Here is a 19677-nt window from a genome sequence, read left to right on the forward strand (position 1 = left end):
GCTATATAAAACGGCATGAAACACGTTACATTAAAGAATTACAAAATCGGCAATGATTTGCCATTAACCCTGATCGCCGGCCCATGCCAGATCGAATCGCGCGATCATGCGATGGAAATTGCGGGTGCGTTGCGCGACATTACCAAAAAATTGGGCATCAATCTGATTTATAAATCCAGTTACGACAAGGCCAACCGCACTAGCGTGAAATCCGCACGCGGAATTGGCATGGACCAGGGCTTGCAGATTTTAAACGATGTGCGCGAAAAATTTTCAGTTCCTGTTCTGACTGATGTTCATGATGCCGCGCAATGTGCCCCGTCGGCGCAAGCGGTAGACGTGTTGCAAATACCCGCGTTTTTGTGCCGCCAGACAGATTTATTGCTAGCCGCTGGAAAAACCGGCGCGGCGATCCATGTGAAAAAAGGCCAGTTCCTGGCGCCGTGGGATATGAAAAACGTCGCGGCGAAAATTGCTTCGACCGGTAACGACAAAATTCTGTTATGCGAACGCGGCGCGTCATTTGGATATAATACTTTGGTATCCGATATGCGGTCCTTGCCGATCATGGCGCAAACCGGATATCCGGTGATTTTCGATGCCACCCATTCCGTGCAACAACCGGGCGGGCAGGGCGAAACATCCGGCGGACAGCGCGAATTCGTACCGATCCTGGCGCGTGCGGCCATCGCCGTGGGCGTTGCGGGTGTGTTCATCGAAACGCACCAAGATCCGGATTGCGCGCCATCGGACGGCCCGAATATGGTGCCATTGAAACAAATGCCAGAATTGCTGGCCAATTTGATGGAATTCGACCGTTTGGCTAAGAAAAATCCGCTGTCATTAGCAGCATAAAAATAAGGGGTGTTGGATGGGTAAATGGGAAGATAAATGTGCCCTTATTGAGGGTGGCCTGCCGGGGCGAGTACGAAGCCAAGCCAGCAGACGGGGTTTGCCAAGAAATCCCAGATCAACTTTACCGGCATCGGTTGATCCAGCCGCAACTCCAAGTAGCCCCGCGCCTGTAACTAAAGTAGCTCCTAGAACTGTAAGGGAGCTTTAGGCAGGAATGGGTACACCAGTTCGCGCTCGGACATAATTTTTAATATTAATCATTATTTATTCCGATTCTAAACTAGGCATTTTGCGATTTTAACCCGCTTTTTTCTTCGGAAAAACTGGGCTAAAAATAATGCATGGACGATTTACTGAAAATTGCCGGCGGGATATTGGGCAGTGCCTTTGTATTTTTTCTTGCAAAAGGTCTTTTGTGGTTATCCTTGCTTGGCAGGCCAATTTACAATTTCTGTTACCGCCGGTACCGGCGCGATAAGGTAAAATGGAATTGCTTATGCCGCCAACCCACCACCGTTGGTCGTGTGGCCGCCAAATTGGAAGCCCATCGTTATGCGGCCTTTTTAAATGTACAAATGGCCGCGCCGCCCGGCACCCAATACGCCGCACAAGCCGGCAAGAAAATATTTTTTGGCTGTATTAACGCGCCTTATTTTGTGGCCCGAAAAATCATGCCGGTTAAAATGCAGCGATGGAAAGAAAAATCCGCAATTAAAAGGCGACAAAAACGAGGAGCGGCTAGTCATAGACGCCAAATGGAACGACATAGCCTTGCTTTAGTATTGTTTAGCGCCGGCCGTTAAAAATCCGTGGACGACGGATTAAAATCCGTTTATGACTATGAATCCCTGTTGTTTTTCTTATTTTATCCGGAGTTTCCATGACCACCATTACCCATATCCACGCCCGCGAAATTTTAGACAGCCGCGGTAACCCAACTATCGAAGTCGATGTGACTTTGGAATCCGGGGCGCGGGGCAGGGCCGCGGTGCCATCGGGCGCATCCACCGGCGCGCACGAGGCATTGGAATTGCGCGATAAAGACATTAACCGTTATGGCGGCAAAGGCGTGTTAAAGGCGGTTGGTGCGGTGAATAATGAAATCGCCGATGCGTTGATTGGGCTTGAAGCCGAAGAGCAAGTTTTAATCGACACGAATTTAATTGAAATGGATGGTACGCCCAACAAAGAACGTTTGGGCGCGAATGCTACATTGGGCGTCAGCCTGGCTTGCGCCAAGGCGGCGGCGGGGCATTACGGCCAGCCTTTGTACCATTATATTGGCGGACGTTTTGCCACCACATTGCCGGTGCCGTTGATGAATATCATCAATGGTGGCGCGCACGGCGACAATTCCATCGATTTTCAGGAATTCATGATCATGCCGGTTGGTGCGGATTCCTTTGCCAAGGCTTTGCAAATGGGATCGGAAGTATTCCATGCCTTGAAATCGGAATTGAAAAAAGCGGGCCACAGCACCAATGTGGGGGACGAGGGCGGCTTTGCGCCAAACTTGAAGTCTGCTGAACAAGCACTTGAATTTATTATGAAATCTATTGAAAACGCGGGCTATATGGCGGGCAACGATGTGATGATTGCGCTGGATGTCGCCGCAACCGAGTTTTTCAAAGATGGCAAATATAATTTAGAAGGCGAAGGCAAAATTTTAAGCAGCGAGGAATTGGTCGCTATGTATCGCCGCCTGGTTGCCGATTACCCGATCGTATCGATCGAAGATGGTCTGGCCGAAGACGATTGGAAGGGCTGGGAATACATGACCAAATCGATGGGCGAGCGGGTGCAATTGGTCGGCGACGATTTATTCGTCACCAATCCAAAACGCCTGTACGAAGGTATTCAGAAAAAATGCGCCAATTCGATTCTGATCAAGGTCAATCAAATCGGCACTTTGACCGAAACAATGCAGGCCGTATCGATGGCTTGCGATGCCGGTTATGGATCGGTATTTTCGCACCGTTCCGGCGAAACCGAAGATACCACCATTGCGGATTTGGCGGTTGCCACCAATTGCGGTCAGATTAAAACCGGATCGCTAAGCCGTTCCGATCGTATGGCGAAATATAATCAATTGCTTCGTATCGAAGAAGAATTGGGTATATCGGCGAAATATGCCGGCCGCAGCATTTTACGCAGCGAACAGTAGAAAATTATCGCGTTCGTTCTGTAACCGCTTTCGATATTTCTGAAAGAGCGGAGCTGGTGTCCTTTGCCAGCTCGGTACGCGGTTTTCTCATCGGAATTTTTATGCGCTGCAAGTCGGCTTGAACGGCGGGGTCCGCAAAAGCATTTCGCTGATTGGCTTCGCAAGCCTGTAATATGGCCGCGACTCGGTTATGTTCACCGACCATTATTTTTAACGTTGGAACGGAATATATTTGATCGTAATCAACGGTAAAAGAAATTGCAGGAACGGAAACGCCATGCTGAACCGTTCTGGTAAAGGTTATGGGATGTGGCGTGCGTTTGACTTTTCTAACAATCTGATTGTCGATGAGTTCAAATGACACTCTTTCGACATTATAGTCGCCAAGCAGCGCACCGTCGGTGGCATGATCCCAATCGTAATTTTCCAAGTCAATTCCTAGTTGCTGGACTACTTTGACTCCATCATTTGGGTATATTGCCACTTGGTTGGCCTGTTCATACATGCCGGCGTTGTAAATTACTTTAAGGTAATAATTAGGGATTCCGCATACTACAGATGCATTGGGGTCCATCACCCGGTTTAAAATGGCATAAGGGTCTTTTAAATAAGAATCGCCACATTCCGGCCAGGATGCCAGATTGCCCAGTGCCTTGATCCTGGATAAATAAGACATCAGGCTGATCCAGTTTCCCGCAAGCCAATTCATTCCAGCTTGTTGAATTAAGGAATTGGATATGTTTTTTTGTGCGCTGTCAAAAGACGGTATGGAAACAAAAAGATCCTTGTCTTTATGGTTGGTGGCTACCAACAAGTTCGTATCGCTATTGCTGCGCAAAGGGTGATATCGAATCTCATCTTTTAAAAAAGAGGGGCGGCGGTGGATTTTTGCCTGGATTGCCTTGTGCATTCCATCCCACAATTCAGGGGGTAAATTATTGTTTTTATTTGCCTGATCTCCGGCCCAAATAGCGGTCAGCAACAAGTCGTCATCAGACAAATTATAAAAAAAATTGTAAAAATCTTGTGCTGTCAGAGATTCGGAATTGTCGGGATTGATCTGTGTTGTATCAGCGATCACTAATCCAGCATCCGGACCTTGCCGTTCGGTTGCTGGCGGACCAAAAACGGATTGCGTTCCGCAACCCGCTAAATTAAGCGCTAGAAAACTTGCTCCGATGGAGGTTAATGTTCTTCTCATTTCTATCTCGTATCCTATAGGAATATATCACGCGAAGAGACAAAAAGGAATCACAAATGGCTGTCGTGAATCGTATCCGCGCGGCACTTTTGGAAATTCATTTTATGCTTCAACTCTTTGTAATCCTTGACCCTTGCATACAAATATGGTCCTCTAAAGAGTAATGCGATTACTCTCATCCTTTCACCGCGACCCTGAACGGTCCTTGTTCAGCAGCGTTTTATGGCTGCTGATTTGCGGCTATTTTACCTATCACCTGGTGCAGGGCGATCGAGGGATTTTGGCTATGCTGCGGTTGCAGTCGCAATTGCATTATTCCGAAAATCAATTGGTGCAATTGCGCCATCAGCGGCTGGATATGGAAAAACATGTGCAGTTGTTGCACCCCGCGCATATCGACGAAGACATGCTGGATGAAAAAGCGCGTTCTACCTTGGGGTATGCGGCGCCTAACGAAGTGATGATTTTATTGCCGGAAAATGGCGATGGAACGCGGCCTGAATTGTCCCGTATTCAATAAAACCGGCTTTTTGGGCCCTTTGGCTTGATTTTATCAAACAAACCAATAACTTAATAATGACGCTTTATATTGACCTTATGGGCGGCATCCGCTATGTCCAATGGCACGCGGGTATGGCGGAACTGGCAGACGCGCTGGATTTAGGTTCCAGTATCGAAAGATGTGTGGGTTCGACCCCCTCTACCCGCACCAGCCTTCGCTCCTACGGAGCTACGGCTCGGCATGCCGGATCTTGTTCTGTCAACGCTCGCGGTGATAGTATAAAAGGTAAGAAGGCTGTCGCGTCGAAGCTGCGAAGCAGCGTAGACGGGCTGGATCAGAATGCACTATGTTTATATTATTAAAAGTCAAGTCGGAGATCATTATTATACTGGATGCACAGAAAATATAGAAACTAGAGTAAGAAATCACAATGAAGGCAGTGTTCCACATACCGCCAAATATAAACCCTGGATTATCAAAACTTATTTAGCATTTGCAGACAAACAACAAGCAATTAATTTTGAGAAATATCTTAAAACAGCTTCAGGTAGAGCATTTGCAAAAAAGCGATTATAACAAATTTTAGGAATCATCATGCAAGTCGTACAAAAAGAAAAACAAGGATTGAAACACAGCTTCGAAGTAAAAATTCCGCGCTCGGTGATCAATCAAAATATTGAAACCAAATTGCAGGAAATCAGCGAAAAGGTGACCATCCCTGGTTTTCGTCCAGGCAAGGCGCCAGCAACTTTGTTAAAACAAAAATACGGCGGTTCGGTCATGGGTGAGGTTGTTGATTTCACCGTACGCGATTCCTATACCAAAGCGCTTGAGGAAAAGGGCCTGCGCGCTGCGGCTGCACCAAAAGTGGAAATTAAAGAATTCGGCGATGACAAAGATTTGGTTTACACTTTTGACGTTGAAGTCATGCCGGAAATCAAAGTCAAAGGCCTTGATAAAGTAAAATTTGAAAAAATTAAGTGCGACGTTACCGACAAAGACATCGATGAAGCATTGAAAACTTTGTCCGAACGTCACAAGGCTTCACGCGAATTGACCGAAAAACGCGCCGCGAAAACCGGCGATCATGTAACGATCGATTTTCTGGGTAAGGTCGATGGCGTTGCATTCGAAGGCGGCGAAGCTAAAGGATACAAATTGCATTTGGGATCAGGCAATTTCTTGCCGGATTTTGAAAGCGGCGTTGTCGGCATCAGTGTCGGCGAAAGCAAAGATATTCCAGTCGGTTTTCCGGCGGAATATCATGCGCCGAATCTTGCCGGTAAAACCGCGACCTTTACCATTACCGTGCACAAGATCGAAGAAGAAATGGAAGCCAAAATCGATGATGAATTGGCTAAACGCCTGGGCTTTCCAAGCCTGGATGATTTGAAAGAAGCGGCTAAAACCCAAATCGGCCGTGAATATGATGCCGTCGCGCGCGAGAAAAATAAAAAGGCGCTGTTTGACGTGTTGCACGAAGAATTCGATTTCGAATTGCCGCAAGGTTTGCTCGAAGATGAATTCAAATCCATCTGGAAACAATTCGAAGAAGCCAAGAAAAACAACCAAGTCGCCGCCGAAGACAAAGAAAAATCGGACGCGGATATGGAAAAAGAATTGCGCGACATTGCCGAACGCCGGGTAAAACTGGGCCTGTTATTGTCGGAAATCGGCAGCCACAATAAAATCGAAGTATCGGATGATGAATTGCGCCGCGCCATTATCGCCGAAGCGCAACGGTACCCGGGCCAGGAACAAAAAGTGGTGGAATTTTACAGCACTCAGCCACAGGCCCTGATGAGCATCCGGGGACCATTACTGGAAGAAAAAGTGATCGATTTCATTTTCGAGGTGGCCAATGTCACCGTAAAATCAATCACTAAAGAAGATTTATTCACAGCCGATGATTCCGGGAAGTCTTCCGGCAAGAAATCTGCTAAATCTAGTAAGAAGGCTGAATCGAGCGGCGATGCGGAAGAAGCAAAGCCGAAAGCGAAGAAAGCCAAAAAAGAATAAATCTTATTGCGGTATCATCAAAGGAGTTCCCCATGTTAATCCGTGATCGCGATCCAATCGAAGTGTATAATGACTTGGTTCCTATCGTTATCGAGCAAACTGCACGCGGGGAACGGTCTTTTGATATTTTCTCCCGCCTGTTGAAAGAACGGATCATTTTCCTGACTGGCCCTGTTAACGACACTATGTCGTGCCTGATCTGCGCGCAATTGCTGTTCTTGGAATCGGAAAATCCAACCAAAGACATTTTTATGTACATCAACTCGCCAGGCGGCGTTGTTACCTCGGGCCTTGCTATGTATGATACGATGCAATATATCCGTTGCCACGTTTCGACCGTATGTATCGGCCAGGCGGCATCGATGGGTTCGTTATTGCTGACCGCCGGTCAAAAAGGCAAGCGTTTCGCCTTGCCAAATGCGCGGGTGATGATTCACCAGCCATCGGGCGGCGCGCAAGGCCAGGCAACCGATATTGAAATTCAAGCCCGCGAAATTTTATCGCTGCGCCAACGTTTGAATCAAATCTATGTCAAACACACCGGCCAGAAATTGGATCTGATCCAATCGTCGATGGAACGCGATAAATTTATGAATCCAGAAGAGGCTAAAGATTTCGGCCTGATCGACCAAGTGGTCGAACAACGCCCGGGTGGAAAAGAATCCAAAGAAGAAGGCAAGAAAGCGGCTTAACGCCTTACCGCCTCTTAAAGCAATTCATAAAATCTCGGGCTTGTTCGGCTTGGGAAAAGCATGAATGTTGTTGAAAATAAACAATAAAATGTTTGCAATGCGCCCTTCCATATTGTTTTGGGATATGATATAATAAGCATATTCTATCGTAAGAACAATTATATCATAAGGGGCGAAGGCATTGCAGACCGTGGAAACTCAGCATTTCGATCAAAGATTGAAAGTTAACAAAGAATTCTTGGCAGCCGTGATGGCTTATATGGAAGGTGCTCAAGCTCAAGAGCATCCCCTTCTTCGTGACTATCAAGCGGAAGGCGCGCCATTGGACAAAGTTGCGGCCTTAATAAAGGACGCGATCCAGCCCCCCGTACAAGGTCAGCGTCCCGACAAACAGCAGATTGAAGCGACGATAGTGCTGGAAGAGGCTATAAAAACTGTGGTTTTCGACGATCTTGGGCCCCCGCGTCATCAAAAGACTTGGGAAGAGTTTGGAGGAAGAGAAGCCTATTTGCTGCAAAGAACTTTAGCGGCGACCCAACAGCTTTTAAAATACAGAAGAGAAACGAATCCAACCTTCAATAAAACCTCTATAGAATTTTTGGGCCGCGTTGAAAAAAACCTGGCTACAAGACAGGGTCAAATTTCCCGCGAAAATTTTTTAAAGCAAGCCAAGATGCCTCAAAATCATAAATAAATATGGCATACCGGCGCCGTCCGCCAATTTTACAAGCTGGCGCCGTTCATACAAAACGGCGATTCTTTCGCGCCGCCTTGTATATTCCGGCAACACACTGCCGGGGATGCCGCTCGCAATAAGCGCCGCTAGAGATACATAACCAATAACTGTGATATTGTCTGTGGTGTTTGTGGTTTCTGTGCCAATCAAGTGACTATGGATAATTTTTGTGCCGATATTCGAAAGGAAATAGCGCGGAAAACCAAGCCTAACCGCTATGCTATACATAGAATATTAACCACATTCAGGCGATCCTGGTAACAAGATGTTCTTTCTTGTTGCAACGAACCTAGGGGGCGCGGTCCGCGTCAGTTTTCATGAGCAAAAATGCCGATAGCAAAAACACCTTGTACTGCTCGTTCTGCGGAAAATCACAACACGAAGTTCGCAAATTAATCGCCGGGCCAACCGTATTCATCTGCGATGAATGCGTTGAATTATGCGTAGACATTATTCGCGAAGAAAGCAAATCCGCGCTGGTCAAATCCGGCGATACGATTCCAACCCCGGTCGAAATCCGCAAAATTTTGGATGATTATGTGATCGGTCAGGACTTCGCTAAAAAAGTTTTATCGGTTGCGGTGCATAACCACTATAAACGTCTTGCCGCCGCCGCGAAAAGCAACGATATCGAAATCAACAAATCGAATATCTTGCTGATCGGTCCGACCGGTTCGGGCAAAACATTATTGGCGCAAACCTTGGCGCGCATTTTGGATGTGCCGTTCACCATGGCCGACGCCACCACATTGACCGAAGCCGGTTATGTCGGTGAAGACGTTGAAAATATTATCCTGCGCTTATTGCAAGCGGCCGATTACAATGTCGAGCGCACGCAAAAAGGTATCGTGTATATCGACGAAATCGACAAAATTTCCCGTAAATCGGATAACCCGTCCATTACCCGCGACGTTTCGGGCGAGGGCGTACAGCAGGCCTTGTTGAAATTGATGGAAGGCACGACCGCGTCGGTTCCACCGCAGGGCGGCCGTAAACATCCGCAACAAGAGTTCCTGCAAGTCGATACCACCAACATTCTATTTATTTGCGGCGGCGCGTTCGCCGGGATCGAAAAAATTATCTCGACTCGCGGCAAGGGCAGTGCCATCGGATTCGGCGCCGAAGTGCGTGGTCCGGACGATCGGCGTGCCGGCGCGATCTTGCGCGAATTGGAACCCGAAGATTTGCTGAAATACGGATTGATTCCAGAATTTATCGGCCGTTTGCCGGTGATCGCCACGCTGGAAGATTTGAATGTCGACGCATTGATCGAAATTCTTACCCGTCCAAAAAACGCATTGTGCAAACAATATGGCCGTTTGTTCGACATGGAAGGCGTAAAACTGACCTTCCAGGAAGACGCATTAAAGGCGATCGCGGAAAAGGCGATCAAGCGCAATACCGGGGCACGCGGTTTGCGGACCATCATGGAATCGATATTGCTCGAAACCATGTATAATCTGCCTGGCATGACGGATGTAAACGAGGTCGTCATTAACCGCGAGGTGGTTGAAACCAAGGGTCAGCCTATCTATATTTATGGGGATAAGAAAAAGGACAGCGCGGCGGCAGCCAGCTAGATTTTTGCTTATTTTAACCTATTTACTATATAATAGACCATGCTATCGCGTGGAATCTTTAGTCCATAAATATACAAGCCAAAGGGTGCTTAATGACCGAATCCAGCCGTAATCAGATAATCCCAGTTTTGCCGTTGCGCGATATTGTGGTGTTTCCGCATATGATCGTGCCGCTTTTCGTAGGCCGGGTAAAATCCGTTCGGGCGCTGGAAGAAGTCATGTTGGATGACAAGCAAATTCTGCTCGCAACCCAAATCAATAAAGACCAAGACGATCCAAAAACCGACGAGATTTACAAAATCGGCACCGTGGGCACAATTCTGCAAATGCTGAAATTGCCGGATGAAACCGTAAAGGTTTTGGTCGAAGGCGTTTACCGGGCGAAAATTATCGAATACATCGATCATCCAAATTATTACCAAGCCAAGATCGAACCGATCAAAGACGAAATTCCGGATCAGAACGAAACCGAGGCTTTGGCGCGCGCGGTATCGACGCAGTTTGAAAATTACGTCAAGCTGAACAAAAAAATTCCACCGGAAGTATTGGTTTCGATCAACCAAATCGAAGGCGCCAGCAAATTGGCCGATTCGATCGCATCTCACTTGCCGGTTAAAAACGCCGAAACGCAATTCGGCCTGAAAATCGCTGAAAAGCAAGAATTGCTGGAAACCATGGATGTTTCCAAGCGTCTGGAAAAAGTATTCGCGTACATGGAAGCCGAAATCGGCGTTCTGCAAATGGACAAAAAAATCCGCAGCCGGGTCAAAAAGCAAATGGAAAAAACCCAGCGCGAGTATTATTTGAACGAACAATTGAAGGCAATTCAAAAAGAATTGGGCGAATCCGAAGACGGTACCAACGAGATTCAGGAACTGGAGACACGGATCAAGAAAACGCGCCTGTCCAAAGAAGCGCGCGAAAAATGCGGCGCCGAATTGAAAAAGCTGAAAACCATGTCGCCAATGTCCGCCGAAGCGACCGTGGTGCGCAATTATTTGGACTGGATGCTGTCGATTCCATGGAAAAAACCATCGCGCATTAAATCGGATCTTAAAGACGCAAAATCGATTCTGGATTCCGATCATTATGGCTTGGAAAAAGTCAAAGAACGCATTGTCGAACATTTGGCGGTGCAAACCCGCACCAAAAAAATCCGCGGTCCAATCTTGTGCCTCGTCGGCCCTCCTGGCGTTGGTAAAACCTCGCTGGGCAAATCGATTGCCAAGGCCACAGGCCGGAACTTTGTCCGTATGTCGCTTGGCGGCGTGCGGGATGAAGCCGAAGTACGCGGTCACCGCAGAACCTATATCGGATCCATGCCCGGCAAAGTGATTCAGGGCATGAAAAAAGCCAAATCGTCCAACCCATTATTCTTGCTCGATGAAATCGACAAAATGGGATCGGATTGGCGCGGCGATCCGGCGGCTGCCTTGCTCGAAGTTCTGGATCCAGAACAAAACAGCACTTTTGCGGATCATTATCTGGAAGTCGATTATGATTTGTCGGATGTTATGTTCGTTACCACCGCCAATACGCTGCGTATGTCGCAGCCGTTGCTGGATCGGATGGAGATCATCCGCATTCCGGGCTATACCGAACAGGAAAAAATCGAAATCGCGCGCCGTCACTTGCTACCCAAGGCAATTAAAGAAAATGGGTTAAAGGACGACGAATTCAAAGTTCAAGACTCGGCGCTTACCGATTTGATCCGTTATTACACCCGCGAGGCTGGCGTGCGGAACCTGGAACGCGAAATCATGACCCTGGCCCGTAAATCGGTCAAAGAAATCATGATCGAAGGCGTCAAAAAGGTGGATGTCAGCAGCAAGAATTTAGAAAAATTCGCTGGCGTGCGCAAATTCCGCTATGGCGAGGTTGAAACCGAAGACCAAGTCGGCGTGACGACCGGCCTTGCCTGGACCGAAGTTGGCGGCGATTTATTGTCGATCGAAGCCGTCGTGGTTCCCGGCAAGGGCAAAATGCAAATCACCGGCAAATTGGGCGATGTGATGCAGGAATCGGTGCAAGCCGCAGCCTCGTTCGTTCGTTCCAAAGCGCTTTCTTATGGCATCAAACCGCCTTTGTTTGAAAAACGCGATATTCATATTCACGTTCCCGAAGGCGCCACGCCGAAAGACGGCCCATCGGCCGGTATCGCGATGTGCACATCGATCGTATCGGTGTTATCCGGTATTCCGGTGCGCAAAGATATCGCCATGACTGGCGAGATCACATTGCGTGGCCGCGTGTTGGGCATCGGTGGTCTGAAAGAAAAATTACTGGCGGCGCATCGTGGCGGCATTAAAACCGTCTTGATTCCCCAGGAAAATGAAAAAGATCTTGCGGATATTCCGGACAACGTCAAAAAGTCGCTGGAAATTATTCCAGTGTCCATTGCCGACGAAGTTTTGAAACATGCCTTGATCCGTCAACCCGTTGCTATCGAATGGCCGGAAGACGTGATTGAACCCACCACGGCCAAAAAAGATGGCCCGGCGGATGATGGCGTAACCGCGCATTAACAAAATTCACGGACAAGGATTAAGCGTATTTTTGCATTTGCAATCATACGCTTAATTGCTTTTTACCCCTCGAAAACCCCAATATTTCCAGCATTTTTATCCACCGAAAAGCAGGAAAGCCCTATAAAATCAGCATTTGTGGACTTGACCGGTTTTTAAATAGGGCCTTTAATTTCATGTAACGCTGGTTTTTATGGGATTTCCGAACGCTTCCTAAACCGAGCCGTTTGCGAGAACCCCTGACTTCCAGGCCTTTTAAGCACTCGCAACCCTAACCTCCACGAGGACTATCATGAATAAAGGTGAATTTATCGAAGCCGTGTCGAAGAAATCCGGCCTGTCAAAAGCCCAATGCCAGAAATTCTGGGAAGTGTGCAGCGACGTGATTACCAAAGCGCTGAAAAGCAACGATGATGTCAACTTGACCCCATTCGGCAAGTTTTACATCACCAAACGCGCCGCAACCACCGGCCGCAACCCACGCACCGGCCAAACCATCCAAATCAAAGCTCGCAAACAGCCAAAATTCAAATCCGGCAAAGGTTTGAAAGATGCTGTTGCCTAATCGTTAAAGGCATGCGAAATTCCAAAGGCCGGTCCAATGACCGGCCTTTTTTCATGTTAGGCAGGATTATGCAGTACGACGTCGTTGGAATTTGCAAAGCGTATACCGATGAATGGGTGCGGGTTTCTGATGCCGATTTATCCAGGCTTGGCCTAACTAAATGCGGTTCCCGCCCCGCGAACATCGATGAGATCGAGCGTATTCTCGCTTCGCTTCCCCCGGGCCGGAAGATTGCAGGCGGGCCTGTGGCCAATACGATTGCGGGGATCGCCAATCTTGGCGGCTGGGGGGCGTTTATCGGCAAATATGGCGACGATGCGCGCGGCCGGATATTTCAAGACGATTACCGTCAACGCAATGTGTTCATGGACAAAAACAAAACGGTCATCAAGGGGGGCGATACGGCCTGTTGCTTGGTGCTGGTCACGCCGGATGGCGAGCGATCCTTTATCACCAATCAAGGCGTATCGATGGACCTTGGTGTAAACGATATGCCCGCAGGGCTGCTATCTAGCGGCCAATTTGTGTTTTTCGGTCTGCCGTTTTGGCATGAATCCCATTTACCGGTCTTGCGCCATGCCGCCCGTCTTGCGCGGCAGGCACGCAAAGTCATCAACCTGCAATCCTATGATCCATCGATCCGGTCCGCCGATTTTACCCGCGCTTTACTGGCCGAAGTCGATATCGTTATCGGTAATCGCACCGAATTTCAAGCTTTGTCGAATAATTTAGGTTTCGCCGACAGTGCCGAATTGCATGCCAAATGGCCACACACTATTACTTGGTGTGAAACAAGCGGTGGCGATGGCGTTCATATTCGCGGGGTGGAAGTACATTTTATTCCGACGACACCCGTGGCAACAGTTACGGACACCACCGGGGCGGGGGATGCATTCGCGGCCGGATTGTTATATGGCATGGCGCGCAATTGGGGTTGGAAAAAATCCGCTTTGCTGGGTCATCGCTGCGCAACCGATATTATCGTCACCGAAGGCGCAAGGCCAATCAGGCCTTGGAAGAATTTTGTGGCGGTGGAGAATGATGGTGGTGGAGGTGGTGTCCCACGCGAACTTCTAAGAAAGGATGAGGGGCGGTAATAAAAGGGGCGTGGCTTGCCTAGTTGTAGCACGAGGTGCTTTAGTCCGCCTTCGCCCTAAAGGGCTTCGGCGCGACAGTCTTCGCTGCGTGAAGACTGGTGGGCGCTGACGGGATCGAACCGCCGACCCTCTCGGTGTAAACGAGATGCTCTCCCAGCTGAGCTAAGCGCCCTTATCCAAAGGGAGTTGCTTTATTAAAGCAAAAGCCATTCAAAATCAAGCGGGATAATCACTATAGTTTCACGCCTAAATCAAAGGGTTAAAGAGTTTCCTTTTTGTTCTATTCGGCCTATATTATGGGCCATGGCCAAACCCCAATCCAAAACCTTGTTTTCTGCAAAATCGGCGCAAACAACGCCGCTGGCAGACCAATTGCGCCCGCAACGGCTGGAAGACATCGTCGGCCAAAATCATATATTGGGGCCGGATGGCACGCTGACCAAAATTTTGAGTGCCGGCAAATTGCCATCGATCATTTTCTGGGGTCCGCCCGGGTGCGGCAAAACCACCATCGCGCGGCTGATCGCGGAAAAAGCCAATTTATATTTCGAACAATTATCGGCAGTGTTTTCCGGCGTCGCGGATTTGAAAAAAGTGTTCGAAGCCGCGCGGGCGAGGGCACAAGACGGCATGGGAACCTTGCTGTTCGTCGACGAGATTCACCGTTTCAACCGCAGTCAGCAAGATTCATTTCTGCCTTATGTCGAAGATGGCACGATTACATTGCTGGGCGCGACCACGGAGAATCCATCGTTTGAATTGAACGCCGCGTTATTGTCGCGTTGTCAGGTGCTGGTTTTAAACGCCTTAACGCCGGAAGATTTGGAAACGCTGTTGCAGCGCGCGGAAAAATATTTGAATAAAAAATTGCCGCTGGATGAAAATGCGCGGGAATTATTGGTGCAGATGGCGGATGGGGACGGGCGATATATTTTGAATATGGCGGAACAATTATTCGGCCAGAACCCAAAACAACCGATGGACAAAGCGGCGTTGACGCAATTCTTGCAAAAACGCGCGCCATTATATGATAAGGACCGCGAAGGCCATTATAATTTAATCAGCGCCTTGCATAAATCGCTACGCGGATCGGATGTGGATGCGGCCTTATACTGGTTGGCGCGGATGTTGACTGCGGGCGAAGATCCGCATTATGTACTGCGCCGGATGACGCGTTTTGCATCCGAGGATATCGGTATCGCCGATCCAAATGCGCTAACCCAATGTATCGCAGCATGGGAAACATTTGATCGTTTGGGATCGCCCGAAGGTGAACTCGCGATTGTGCAGGCGACAATTTATTTGGCCACGGCGCCGAAATCCAATGCCGCTTATATTGCGCAAGGGGCCGCCTGGCGCGCGGCGCGGCAAACCGGATCTGCTATGCCGCCCAAACATATTCTGAACGCGCCGACTAAATTGATGCAGGAAATCGGTTACGGCAAAGGGTATGAATATGACCATGATGCCGAACAAGGTTTTTCCGGCCAGAATTATTTTCCCGATACCATGCACCGTGAACAATTTTATCAGCCCAAAGGTTTGGGGTATGAAAAAACCATCAAAGAACGCATCGATTATTGGGCCGATTTACGCCGGAAAAAAGCCGTAAGCTCTTAAAAACCCAGGAAATAAAGGGTTTTTTGTCGCGCAATACGTATATTGACATTACAGGCAATAATGATTAATAAGGTGCTCCCTTAAACGGGGGTGTAGTTCAGTTGGTTAGAACGCCTGCCTGTCACGCAGGAGGTCGCGGGTTCGAGTCCCGTCGCTCCCGCCATTATTTAAGCCGCTATGTGACAACGGTTTTTTGCTCTTCATAAAAATTTCTCCAGTTAATAATTACGTTAATAGCGTGACTTTCGGCGGGACTTTTCAATCTTTTTTGATCGAGCGTTTGTAGAAATACGTTTGAGACAGTCGTCGGTGTATTAGTTATATTATTAGGGCAACTGCTACTTTATCTTTATTGTTATCACTGCGGCTATATATCATATACTTATGAACTATATTCAGAAGCTAATAAGATACTTACAATTTAGAATAAGCTTTGCACAGCTGTTAACATTAGCGGTGTAAATTCTTAATTTTCCTTGCCCGGATGCAGGGTTTGGCGCATATTTGCGCTACATAAGAATCATTCTAATTTATTCCTACAGGGTTTTTCCAAGGGGTTCGTTTACGTGACCGACTATTTGGTAGATTATTATCCTATTATGATTTTCCTCGGCATTGCCGTGGGTCTATCCGCCGTCATCTTAATTGCCTCGTTTTTTGTTGCGCCGCACAAGCCGGATTCGGAAAAAGTTTCCGTTTATGAATGCGGATTCGAGGCATTCGACAATGCCCGTCATAAATTCGATGTGCGGTTTTACTTGGTATCGTTGTTATTCATTATCTTCGATCTCGAGGTCGCGTTTTTATTTCCCTGGGCGATTACGTTCAAGGAAATTGGCTGGTTCGGATTTTGGTCGATGATGGTCTTCTTAGGCATTTTGACCGTTGGATTTATTTACGAATGGAAAAAAGGGGCGTTGGAATGGGAATAAACAATCGCGATGTGATGATCGGCGGCGGTTTGACCCAGGCCGATATTCAAAAAGATCAAGCCGAGGCGCAATTCATCAGCCAAGAATATAACGACAAGGGTTTTGTCGTTACGCAGCTCGATAAATTGGTACGCTGGGCGCGGGCAGGATCGTTATGGCCAATGACATTCGGTTTGGCGTGCTGCGCGGTGGAGATGATGCAAACCGCGGCATCACGTTATGATTTGGATCGGTTTGGCGTTGTGTTTCGCCCATCGCCGCGCCAATCGGACGTGATGATTGTGGCCGGAACATTGACCAACAAAATGGCGCCGGCATTGCGCAAGGTTTACGATCAAATGGCGGAACCGCGCTGGGTTATTTCGATGGGTTCCTGCGCCAATGGCGGCGGTTATTACCATTATTCCTATTCGGTGGTGCGTGGATGCGATCGGATCGTTCCCGTGGATATTTACGTGCCTGGCTGCCCACCAACGGCCGAAGCATTGTTGTACGGCATTCTGCAATTGCAGAAAAAAATCAACCGCCGCAGTTTGATCGCGGCGTAGGCAGGCAAATATGGCTCTGGCAAATTTAGAAACATATGTAACCGGAAAACTAAGCAACCATATCAATGCCAGCAAAATTGCCTATGGCGAATTGACGTTGGATGTAAAACGCGAATCGATTATCGATGTGCTGACATTTTTGCGCGATGATGCGGAATGTCAGTTCCAAATGTTGTGCGATTTATGCGGCGCCGATTTTCCTGGCCGCGCCGACCGGTTTGAAGTGATTTATAATTTATTGTCGGTTACCAAAAACGAACGTATCCGCGTGCGCCTTCAGACCGATGAAACAACACCCGTGCCATCGATTGTTGGCGTATACAGCGCCGCTGGATGGTTTGAACGCGAAGCGTGGGATTTATACGGTATTTTATTTGCGGGCAATCCCGATCTGCGCCGCTTGTTGACCGATTACGGTTTCGAAGGCCATCCGTTGCGCAAGGATTTCCCACTAACCGGTTTTGTGGAGGTGCGTTATGACACCGAACAAAAACGCGTTGTTTATGAACCGGTAAAACTGGCGCAAGATTTCCGCAATTTCGATTATTTATCGCCATGGGAAGGGCTTGATAAATTGCTGCCTGGCGATGAAAAGGCCGGCATCGTGCATCAACCGATTGCTAGCAATGGCAAAAGAAAGGTGGGTTCATAATGTTTGAATTTTTCACCCGGTTTTTTAAACCCAGACGCCCAAAGCCTGTAACGGTACAGCTAGAAACATTTGTTGATCACCGACCGGGATTGAGTCACGGAGAATTGGCAACGATTGCGGCACAATTGGAACCATTAAGATTGCAGCATAAGATTCCTGATATTTGTGGCATGGCCCCCGGTTATCGCAACCAAAGACCCTCTGTTGTATTATCCATTCCAAGAAATTTAGCTAGACCGGATGACATAAGGGCTTTTCGTCTTGCCGCGCAAGATGCCATAAAGCATACAGGTCTGGCGGTATTTGTGGAGTACGACACAGTTGGCACGACCGAAGCTATTAATAGAAAAGCGGTTATAACGTCGGTAACATTGCCGCAGGTAGTAACCGCCCTCGTTGCTTCTGGAAACACCGGAAAGGTTAGGGTCGCATAATGTCTATTCATATTGGCACAGAACAAAGAATTGCTGCCGCGATTATGGAACGGAAAGGTCAGCCAGGAACTATTTTTGCCAATGTTCAATTTGCGGAAGGCATCGCGTTGAGTTGCAAAGGTTTTGTAAAAGTAGATATTGATGAAGGATTGGGGCTTGGAGCAGAACAAGTTGTACAGATGGCTCGTGACATAGGCGTTGCTATAAAGGAAGCTTTTTTAGGCGACTCTGCAATTGAAGGAATTTGTAACAGTGGCAACATAATAGTAGTGCCGCAAGAGTCAGCCGCAGCCACTATCGCCCGGGCACAAAGATTTAGTATGGAGCGTGCCGCCTAATGACCGTTCATATCGAAACAAAAACCAAAACCAATCCGGGCGAGGCGCCGAGTTCTGAAAATTTCACCATGAATTTCGGCCCGCAACATCCGGCCGCGCACGGCGTATTGCGTTTGGTGCTCGAAATGGATGGCGAGGTGATTGAACGCGCCGATCCGCATATCGGTTTGCTGCACCGCGGTACCGAAAAACTGATCGAATATAAAACCTATTTACAGGTCGTACCGTATTTCGACCGTTTGGATTATGTCGCGCCGATGAATCAGGAACACGCCTTTGCATTGGCGGTTGAAAAATTGCTGGGTATCACGCCGCCAAAACGCGCGCAATATATCCGCGTGCTGTATTCCGAAATTGGCCGGATCTTGAACCATTTGTTGAATATCACTACGTTTGCCATCGATGTTGGCGCGATGACGCCGTTATTGTGGGCGTTCGAAGAACGCGAAACCTTGATGGAATTTTATGAACGCGTTTCCGGCGCGCGCCTGCATGCGGCGTATTTCCGTCCAGGCGGCGTGCATCAGGATTTACCGGCCGGATTGGTCGAAGACATGTATCAATTCATCGATCATTTTCCGAAAATTATCGACGATATTGAAGGTCTTTTGACCAACAACCGCATTTTCAAACAGCGCACCGTGGATATTGGCGTTATCACCGCCAAACAGGCGTTGGATTGGGGCCTGTCCGGTCCGATGCTGCGCGGATCGAACACGCCGTGGGATTTGCGTAAATCGCAACCATACGATGTCTATGCCGATATGGCATTCGATATTCCAACCGGTAAAACCGGCGATTGCTATGCGCGGTATTTGGTGCGAATCGAAGAAATGCGCCAAAGCTTGCGCATTATGAAACAGTGTTTAGATAAAATGCCGGGCGGTCCGATCAAAGTGAACGATCATAAAATCGCCCCGCCAACGCGCGGCGATATGAAACGCAGCATGGAAGCGTTGATTCACCATTTCAAATTATATACCGAGGGCTATCATGTTCCCGCCGGTGAAACTTATTCCGTCGTCGAAGCGCCAAAGGGCGAGTTCGGCGTTTATTTAATTTCCGATGGCACTAATCGTCCATATCGTTGCAAAATTCGCGCGCCGGGATTCGCATTCCTGCAGGCGCTGGATTTTATGTCGCGTGGGCATATGTTGGCCGACGTAGTAGCGATTATCGGTTCCATGGATATCGTGTTTGGGGAGATTGATCGATGA

General features: G+C 48.2%; 20 protein-coding genes and 3 tRNA genes. 21 read left to right on the forward strand and 2 right to left on the reverse strand.

Annotated elements, in window-relative coordinates; genetic code table 11:
- Window positions 1–15 precede the first annotated feature (15 nt).
- From EYC62_08500 to EYC62_08510, 3 genes are all read left to right on the forward strand, one after another.
- Window positions 16–855: a 3-deoxy-8-phosphooctulonate synthase gene (locus EYC62_08500; GenBank protein TAH32767.1), complete on the forward strand. Its 840-nt coding sequence runs from the start codon at window positions 16–18 to the stop codon at window positions 853–855.
- A gap of 341 nt (window positions 856–1196) precedes the next feature.
- A complete protein-coding gene (locus EYC62_08505; GenBank protein TAH32768.1) occupies window positions 1197–1658 on the forward strand; it encodes a hypothetical protein in 462 nt (153 codons plus the stop codon).
- A 77-nt stretch (window positions 1659–1735) separates the two neighbouring features.
- Window positions 1736–3019, forward strand: coding sequence for a phosphopyruvate hydratase (locus EYC62_08510; protein ID TAH32769.1), 1284 nt, complete (start codon window positions 1736–1738; stop codon window positions 3017–3019).
- A 4-nt stretch (window positions 3020–3023) separates the two neighbouring features.
- Here EYC62_08510 and EYC62_08515 read toward each other — a convergent pair whose 3' ends face one another.
- Complete coding sequence (locus EYC62_08515) at window positions 3024–4220, reverse strand: hypothetical protein (protein ID TAH32770.1); 1197 nt, start codon at window positions 4218–4220, stop codon at window positions 3024–3026.
- Between the two features lie 163 nt (window positions 4221–4383).
- On the opposite strand from EYC62_08515, the gene EYC62_08520 reads away from it, so the two are divergent.
- The 10 genes from EYC62_08520 (at window position 4384) to EYC62_08565 (ending at window position 13936) form a co-directional block, all read left to right on the forward strand.
- Window positions 4384–4740, forward strand: coding sequence for a septum formation initiator family protein (locus EYC62_08520; GenBank protein TAH32771.1), 357 nt, complete (start codon window positions 4384–4386; stop codon window positions 4738–4740).
- Between the two features lie 107 nt (window positions 4741–4847).
- Window positions 4848–4932 (forward strand) — tRNA-Leu (locus tag EYC62_08525).
- A gap of 129 nt (window positions 4933–5061) precedes the next feature.
- Complete coding sequence (locus EYC62_08530; protein ID TAH32772.1) at window positions 5062–5298, forward strand: GIY-YIG nuclease family protein; 237 nt, start codon at window positions 5062–5064, stop codon at window positions 5296–5298.
- A gap of 18 nt (window positions 5299–5316) precedes the next feature.
- Window positions 5317–6741: a trigger factor gene (locus tag EYC62_08535; GenBank protein ID TAH32773.1), complete on the forward strand. Its 1425-nt coding sequence runs from the start codon at window positions 5317–5319 to the stop codon at window positions 6739–6741.
- A gap of 38 nt (window positions 6742–6779) precedes the next feature.
- Window positions 6780–7433 (forward strand): ATP-dependent Clp endopeptidase proteolytic subunit ClpP, encoded by a 654-nt coding sequence (gene clpP / locus EYC62_08540; protein ID TAH32847.1) that lies wholly within the window; start codon window positions 6780–6782, stop codon window positions 7431–7433.
- Window positions 7434–7614: 181 nt separating this feature from the next.
- Window positions 7615–8127, forward strand: a complete 513-nt coding sequence (locus EYC62_08545) for a hypothetical protein (protein ID TAH32774.1) — start codon at window positions 7615–7617, stop codon at window positions 8125–8127.
- Between the two features lie 359 nt (window positions 8128–8486).
- The gene (gene clpX, locus EYC62_08550) at window positions 8487–9749 is read left to right on the forward strand and encodes an ATP-dependent Clp protease ATP-binding subunit ClpX (GenBank protein TAH32775.1); all 1263 of its coding nucleotides are present in this window, start codon (window positions 8487–8489) and stop codon (window positions 9747–9749) included.
- Window positions 9750–9841: 92 nt separating this feature from the next.
- Window positions 9842–12274 carry an endopeptidase La gene (locus EYC62_08555; protein ID TAH32776.1) on the forward strand — a complete coding sequence of 811 codons (2433 nt, stop codon included), beginning with the start codon at window positions 9842–9844 and terminating at the stop codon, window positions 12272–12274.
- Between the two features lie 292 nt (window positions 12275–12566).
- Window positions 12567–12839 (forward strand): HU family DNA-binding protein, encoded by a 273-nt coding sequence (locus EYC62_08560; protein ID TAH32777.1) that lies wholly within the window; start codon window positions 12567–12569, stop codon window positions 12837–12839.
- An 11-nt stretch (window positions 12840–12850) separates the two neighbouring features.
- Window positions 12851–13936: an adenosine kinase gene (locus tag EYC62_08565; protein ID TAH32778.1), complete on the forward strand. Its 1086-nt coding sequence runs from the start codon at window positions 12851–12853 to the stop codon at window positions 13934–13936.
- A 96-nt stretch (window positions 13937–14032) separates the two neighbouring features.
- On the opposite strand, the gene EYC62_08570 is transcribed toward EYC62_08565, so the two are convergent.
- Window positions 14033–14108, reverse strand: a tRNA-Val gene (locus tag EYC62_08570).
- Between the two features lie 131 nt (window positions 14109–14239).
- On the opposite strand from EYC62_08570, the gene EYC62_08575 reads away from it, so the two are divergent.
- From EYC62_08575 to EYC62_08610, 8 genes are all read left to right on the forward strand, one after another.
- Window positions 14240–15556 (forward strand): replication-associated recombination protein A, encoded by a 1317-nt coding sequence (locus EYC62_08575; protein TAH32779.1) that lies wholly within the window; start codon window positions 14240–14242, stop codon window positions 15554–15556.
- A gap of 86 nt (window positions 15557–15642) precedes the next feature.
- Window positions 15643–15719 (forward strand) — tRNA-Asp (locus EYC62_08580).
- Between the two features lie 403 nt (window positions 15720–16122).
- Window positions 16123–16488, forward strand: a complete 366-nt coding sequence (locus tag EYC62_08585) for an NADH-quinone oxidoreductase subunit A (GenBank protein ID TAH32780.1) — start codon at window positions 16123–16125, stop codon at window positions 16486–16488.
- Window positions 16489–16562: 74 nt separating this feature from the next.
- Entirely contained in the window at window positions 16563–17036 is a 474-nt protein-coding gene (locus EYC62_08590; protein ID TAH32848.1) for an NADH-quinone oxidoreductase subunit B, read from the forward strand.
- A 10-nt stretch (window positions 17037–17046) separates the two neighbouring features.
- Window positions 17047–17688: an NADH-quinone oxidoreductase subunit C gene (locus EYC62_08595; GenBank protein ID TAH32781.1), complete on the forward strand. Its 642-nt coding sequence runs from the start codon at window positions 17047–17049 to the stop codon at window positions 17686–17688.
- Window positions 17688–18122, forward strand: a complete 435-nt coding sequence (locus EYC62_08600) for a hypothetical protein (GenBank protein TAH32782.1) — start codon at window positions 17688–17690, stop codon at window positions 18120–18122. Before EYC62_08595 ends, EYC62_08600 begins: the two co-directional genes overlap by 1 nt.
- Window positions 18122–18460: a hypothetical protein gene (locus EYC62_08605; protein TAH32783.1), complete on the forward strand. Its 339-nt coding sequence runs from the start codon at window positions 18122–18124 to the stop codon at window positions 18458–18460. The genes EYC62_08600 and EYC62_08605 overlap by 1 nt, the downstream gene beginning before the upstream one ends.
- A complete protein-coding gene (locus EYC62_08610) occupies window positions 18460–19677 on the forward strand; it encodes an NADH-quinone oxidoreductase subunit D (protein TAH32784.1) in 1218 nt (405 codons plus the stop codon). The genes EYC62_08605 and EYC62_08610 overlap by 1 nt, the downstream gene beginning before the upstream one ends.

Source organism: Alphaproteobacteria bacterium (assembly GCA_004295055.1).
GTDB lineage: Bacteria > Pseudomonadota > Alphaproteobacteria > SHNJ01 > SHNJ01 > SHNJ01.

Excerpts from the sequence above, each read along its gene's own strand:
- EYC62_08575 (TAH32779.1), top strand. The coding sequence starts at position 14,240 with ATGGCCAAACCCCAATCCAAAACCTTGTTTTCTGCAAAATCGGCGCAA.
- EYC62_08560 (TAH32777.1), top strand. The coding sequence starts at position 12,567 with ATGAATAAAGGTGAATTTATCGAAGCCGTGTCGAAGAAATCCGGCCTG.
- EYC62_08515 (TAH32770.1), bottom strand. The coding sequence starts at position 4,220 with ATGAGAAGAACATTAACCTCCATCGGAGCAAGTTTTCTAGCGCTTAAT.
- EYC62_08600 (TAH32782.1), top strand. The coding sequence starts at position 17,688 with ATGTTTGAATTTTTCACCCGGTTTTTTAAACCCAGACGCCCAAAGCCT.
- EYC62_08555 (TAH32776.1), top strand. The coding sequence starts at position 9,842 with ATGACCGAATCCAGCCGTAATCAGATAATCCCAGTTTTGCCGTTGCGC.
- EYC62_08530 (TAH32772.1), top strand. The coding sequence starts at position 5,062 with ATGCACTATGTTTATATTATTAAAAGTCAAGTCGGAGATCATTATTAT.
- EYC62_08605 (TAH32783.1), top strand. The coding sequence starts at position 18,122 with ATGTCTATTCATATTGGCACAGAACAAAGAATTGCTGCCGCGATTATG.
- EYC62_08520 (TAH32771.1), top strand. The coding sequence starts at position 4,384 with ATGCGATTACTCTCATCCTTTCACCGCGACCCTGAACGGTCCTTGTTC.
- clpX (TAH32775.1), top strand. The coding sequence starts at position 8,487 with ATGAGCAAAAATGCCGATAGCAAAAACACCTTGTACTGCTCGTTCTGC.
- EYC62_08610 (TAH32784.1), top strand. The coding sequence starts at position 18,460 with ATGACCGTTCATATCGAAACAAAAACCAAAACCAATCCGGGCGAGGCG.
- EYC62_08535 (TAH32773.1), top strand. The coding sequence starts at position 5,317 with ATGCAAGTCGTACAAAAAGAAAAACAAGGATTGAAACACAGCTTCGAA.
- EYC62_08595 (TAH32781.1), top strand. The coding sequence starts at position 17,047 with ATGGCTCTGGCAAATTTAGAAACATATGTAACCGGAAAACTAAGCAAC.
- EYC62_08565 (TAH32778.1), top strand. The coding sequence starts at position 12,851 with ATGCGAAATTCCAAAGGCCGGTCCAATGACCGGCCTTTTTTCATGTTA.
- EYC62_08505 (TAH32768.1), top strand. The coding sequence starts at position 1,197 with ATGGACGATTTACTGAAAATTGCCGGCGGGATATTGGGCAGTGCCTTT.
- EYC62_08510 (TAH32769.1), top strand. The coding sequence starts at position 1,736 with ATGACCACCATTACCCATATCCACGCCCGCGAAATTTTAGACAGCCGC.
- EYC62_08500 (TAH32767.1), top strand. The coding sequence starts at position 16 with ATGAAACACGTTACATTAAAGAATTACAAAATCGGCAATGATTTGCCA.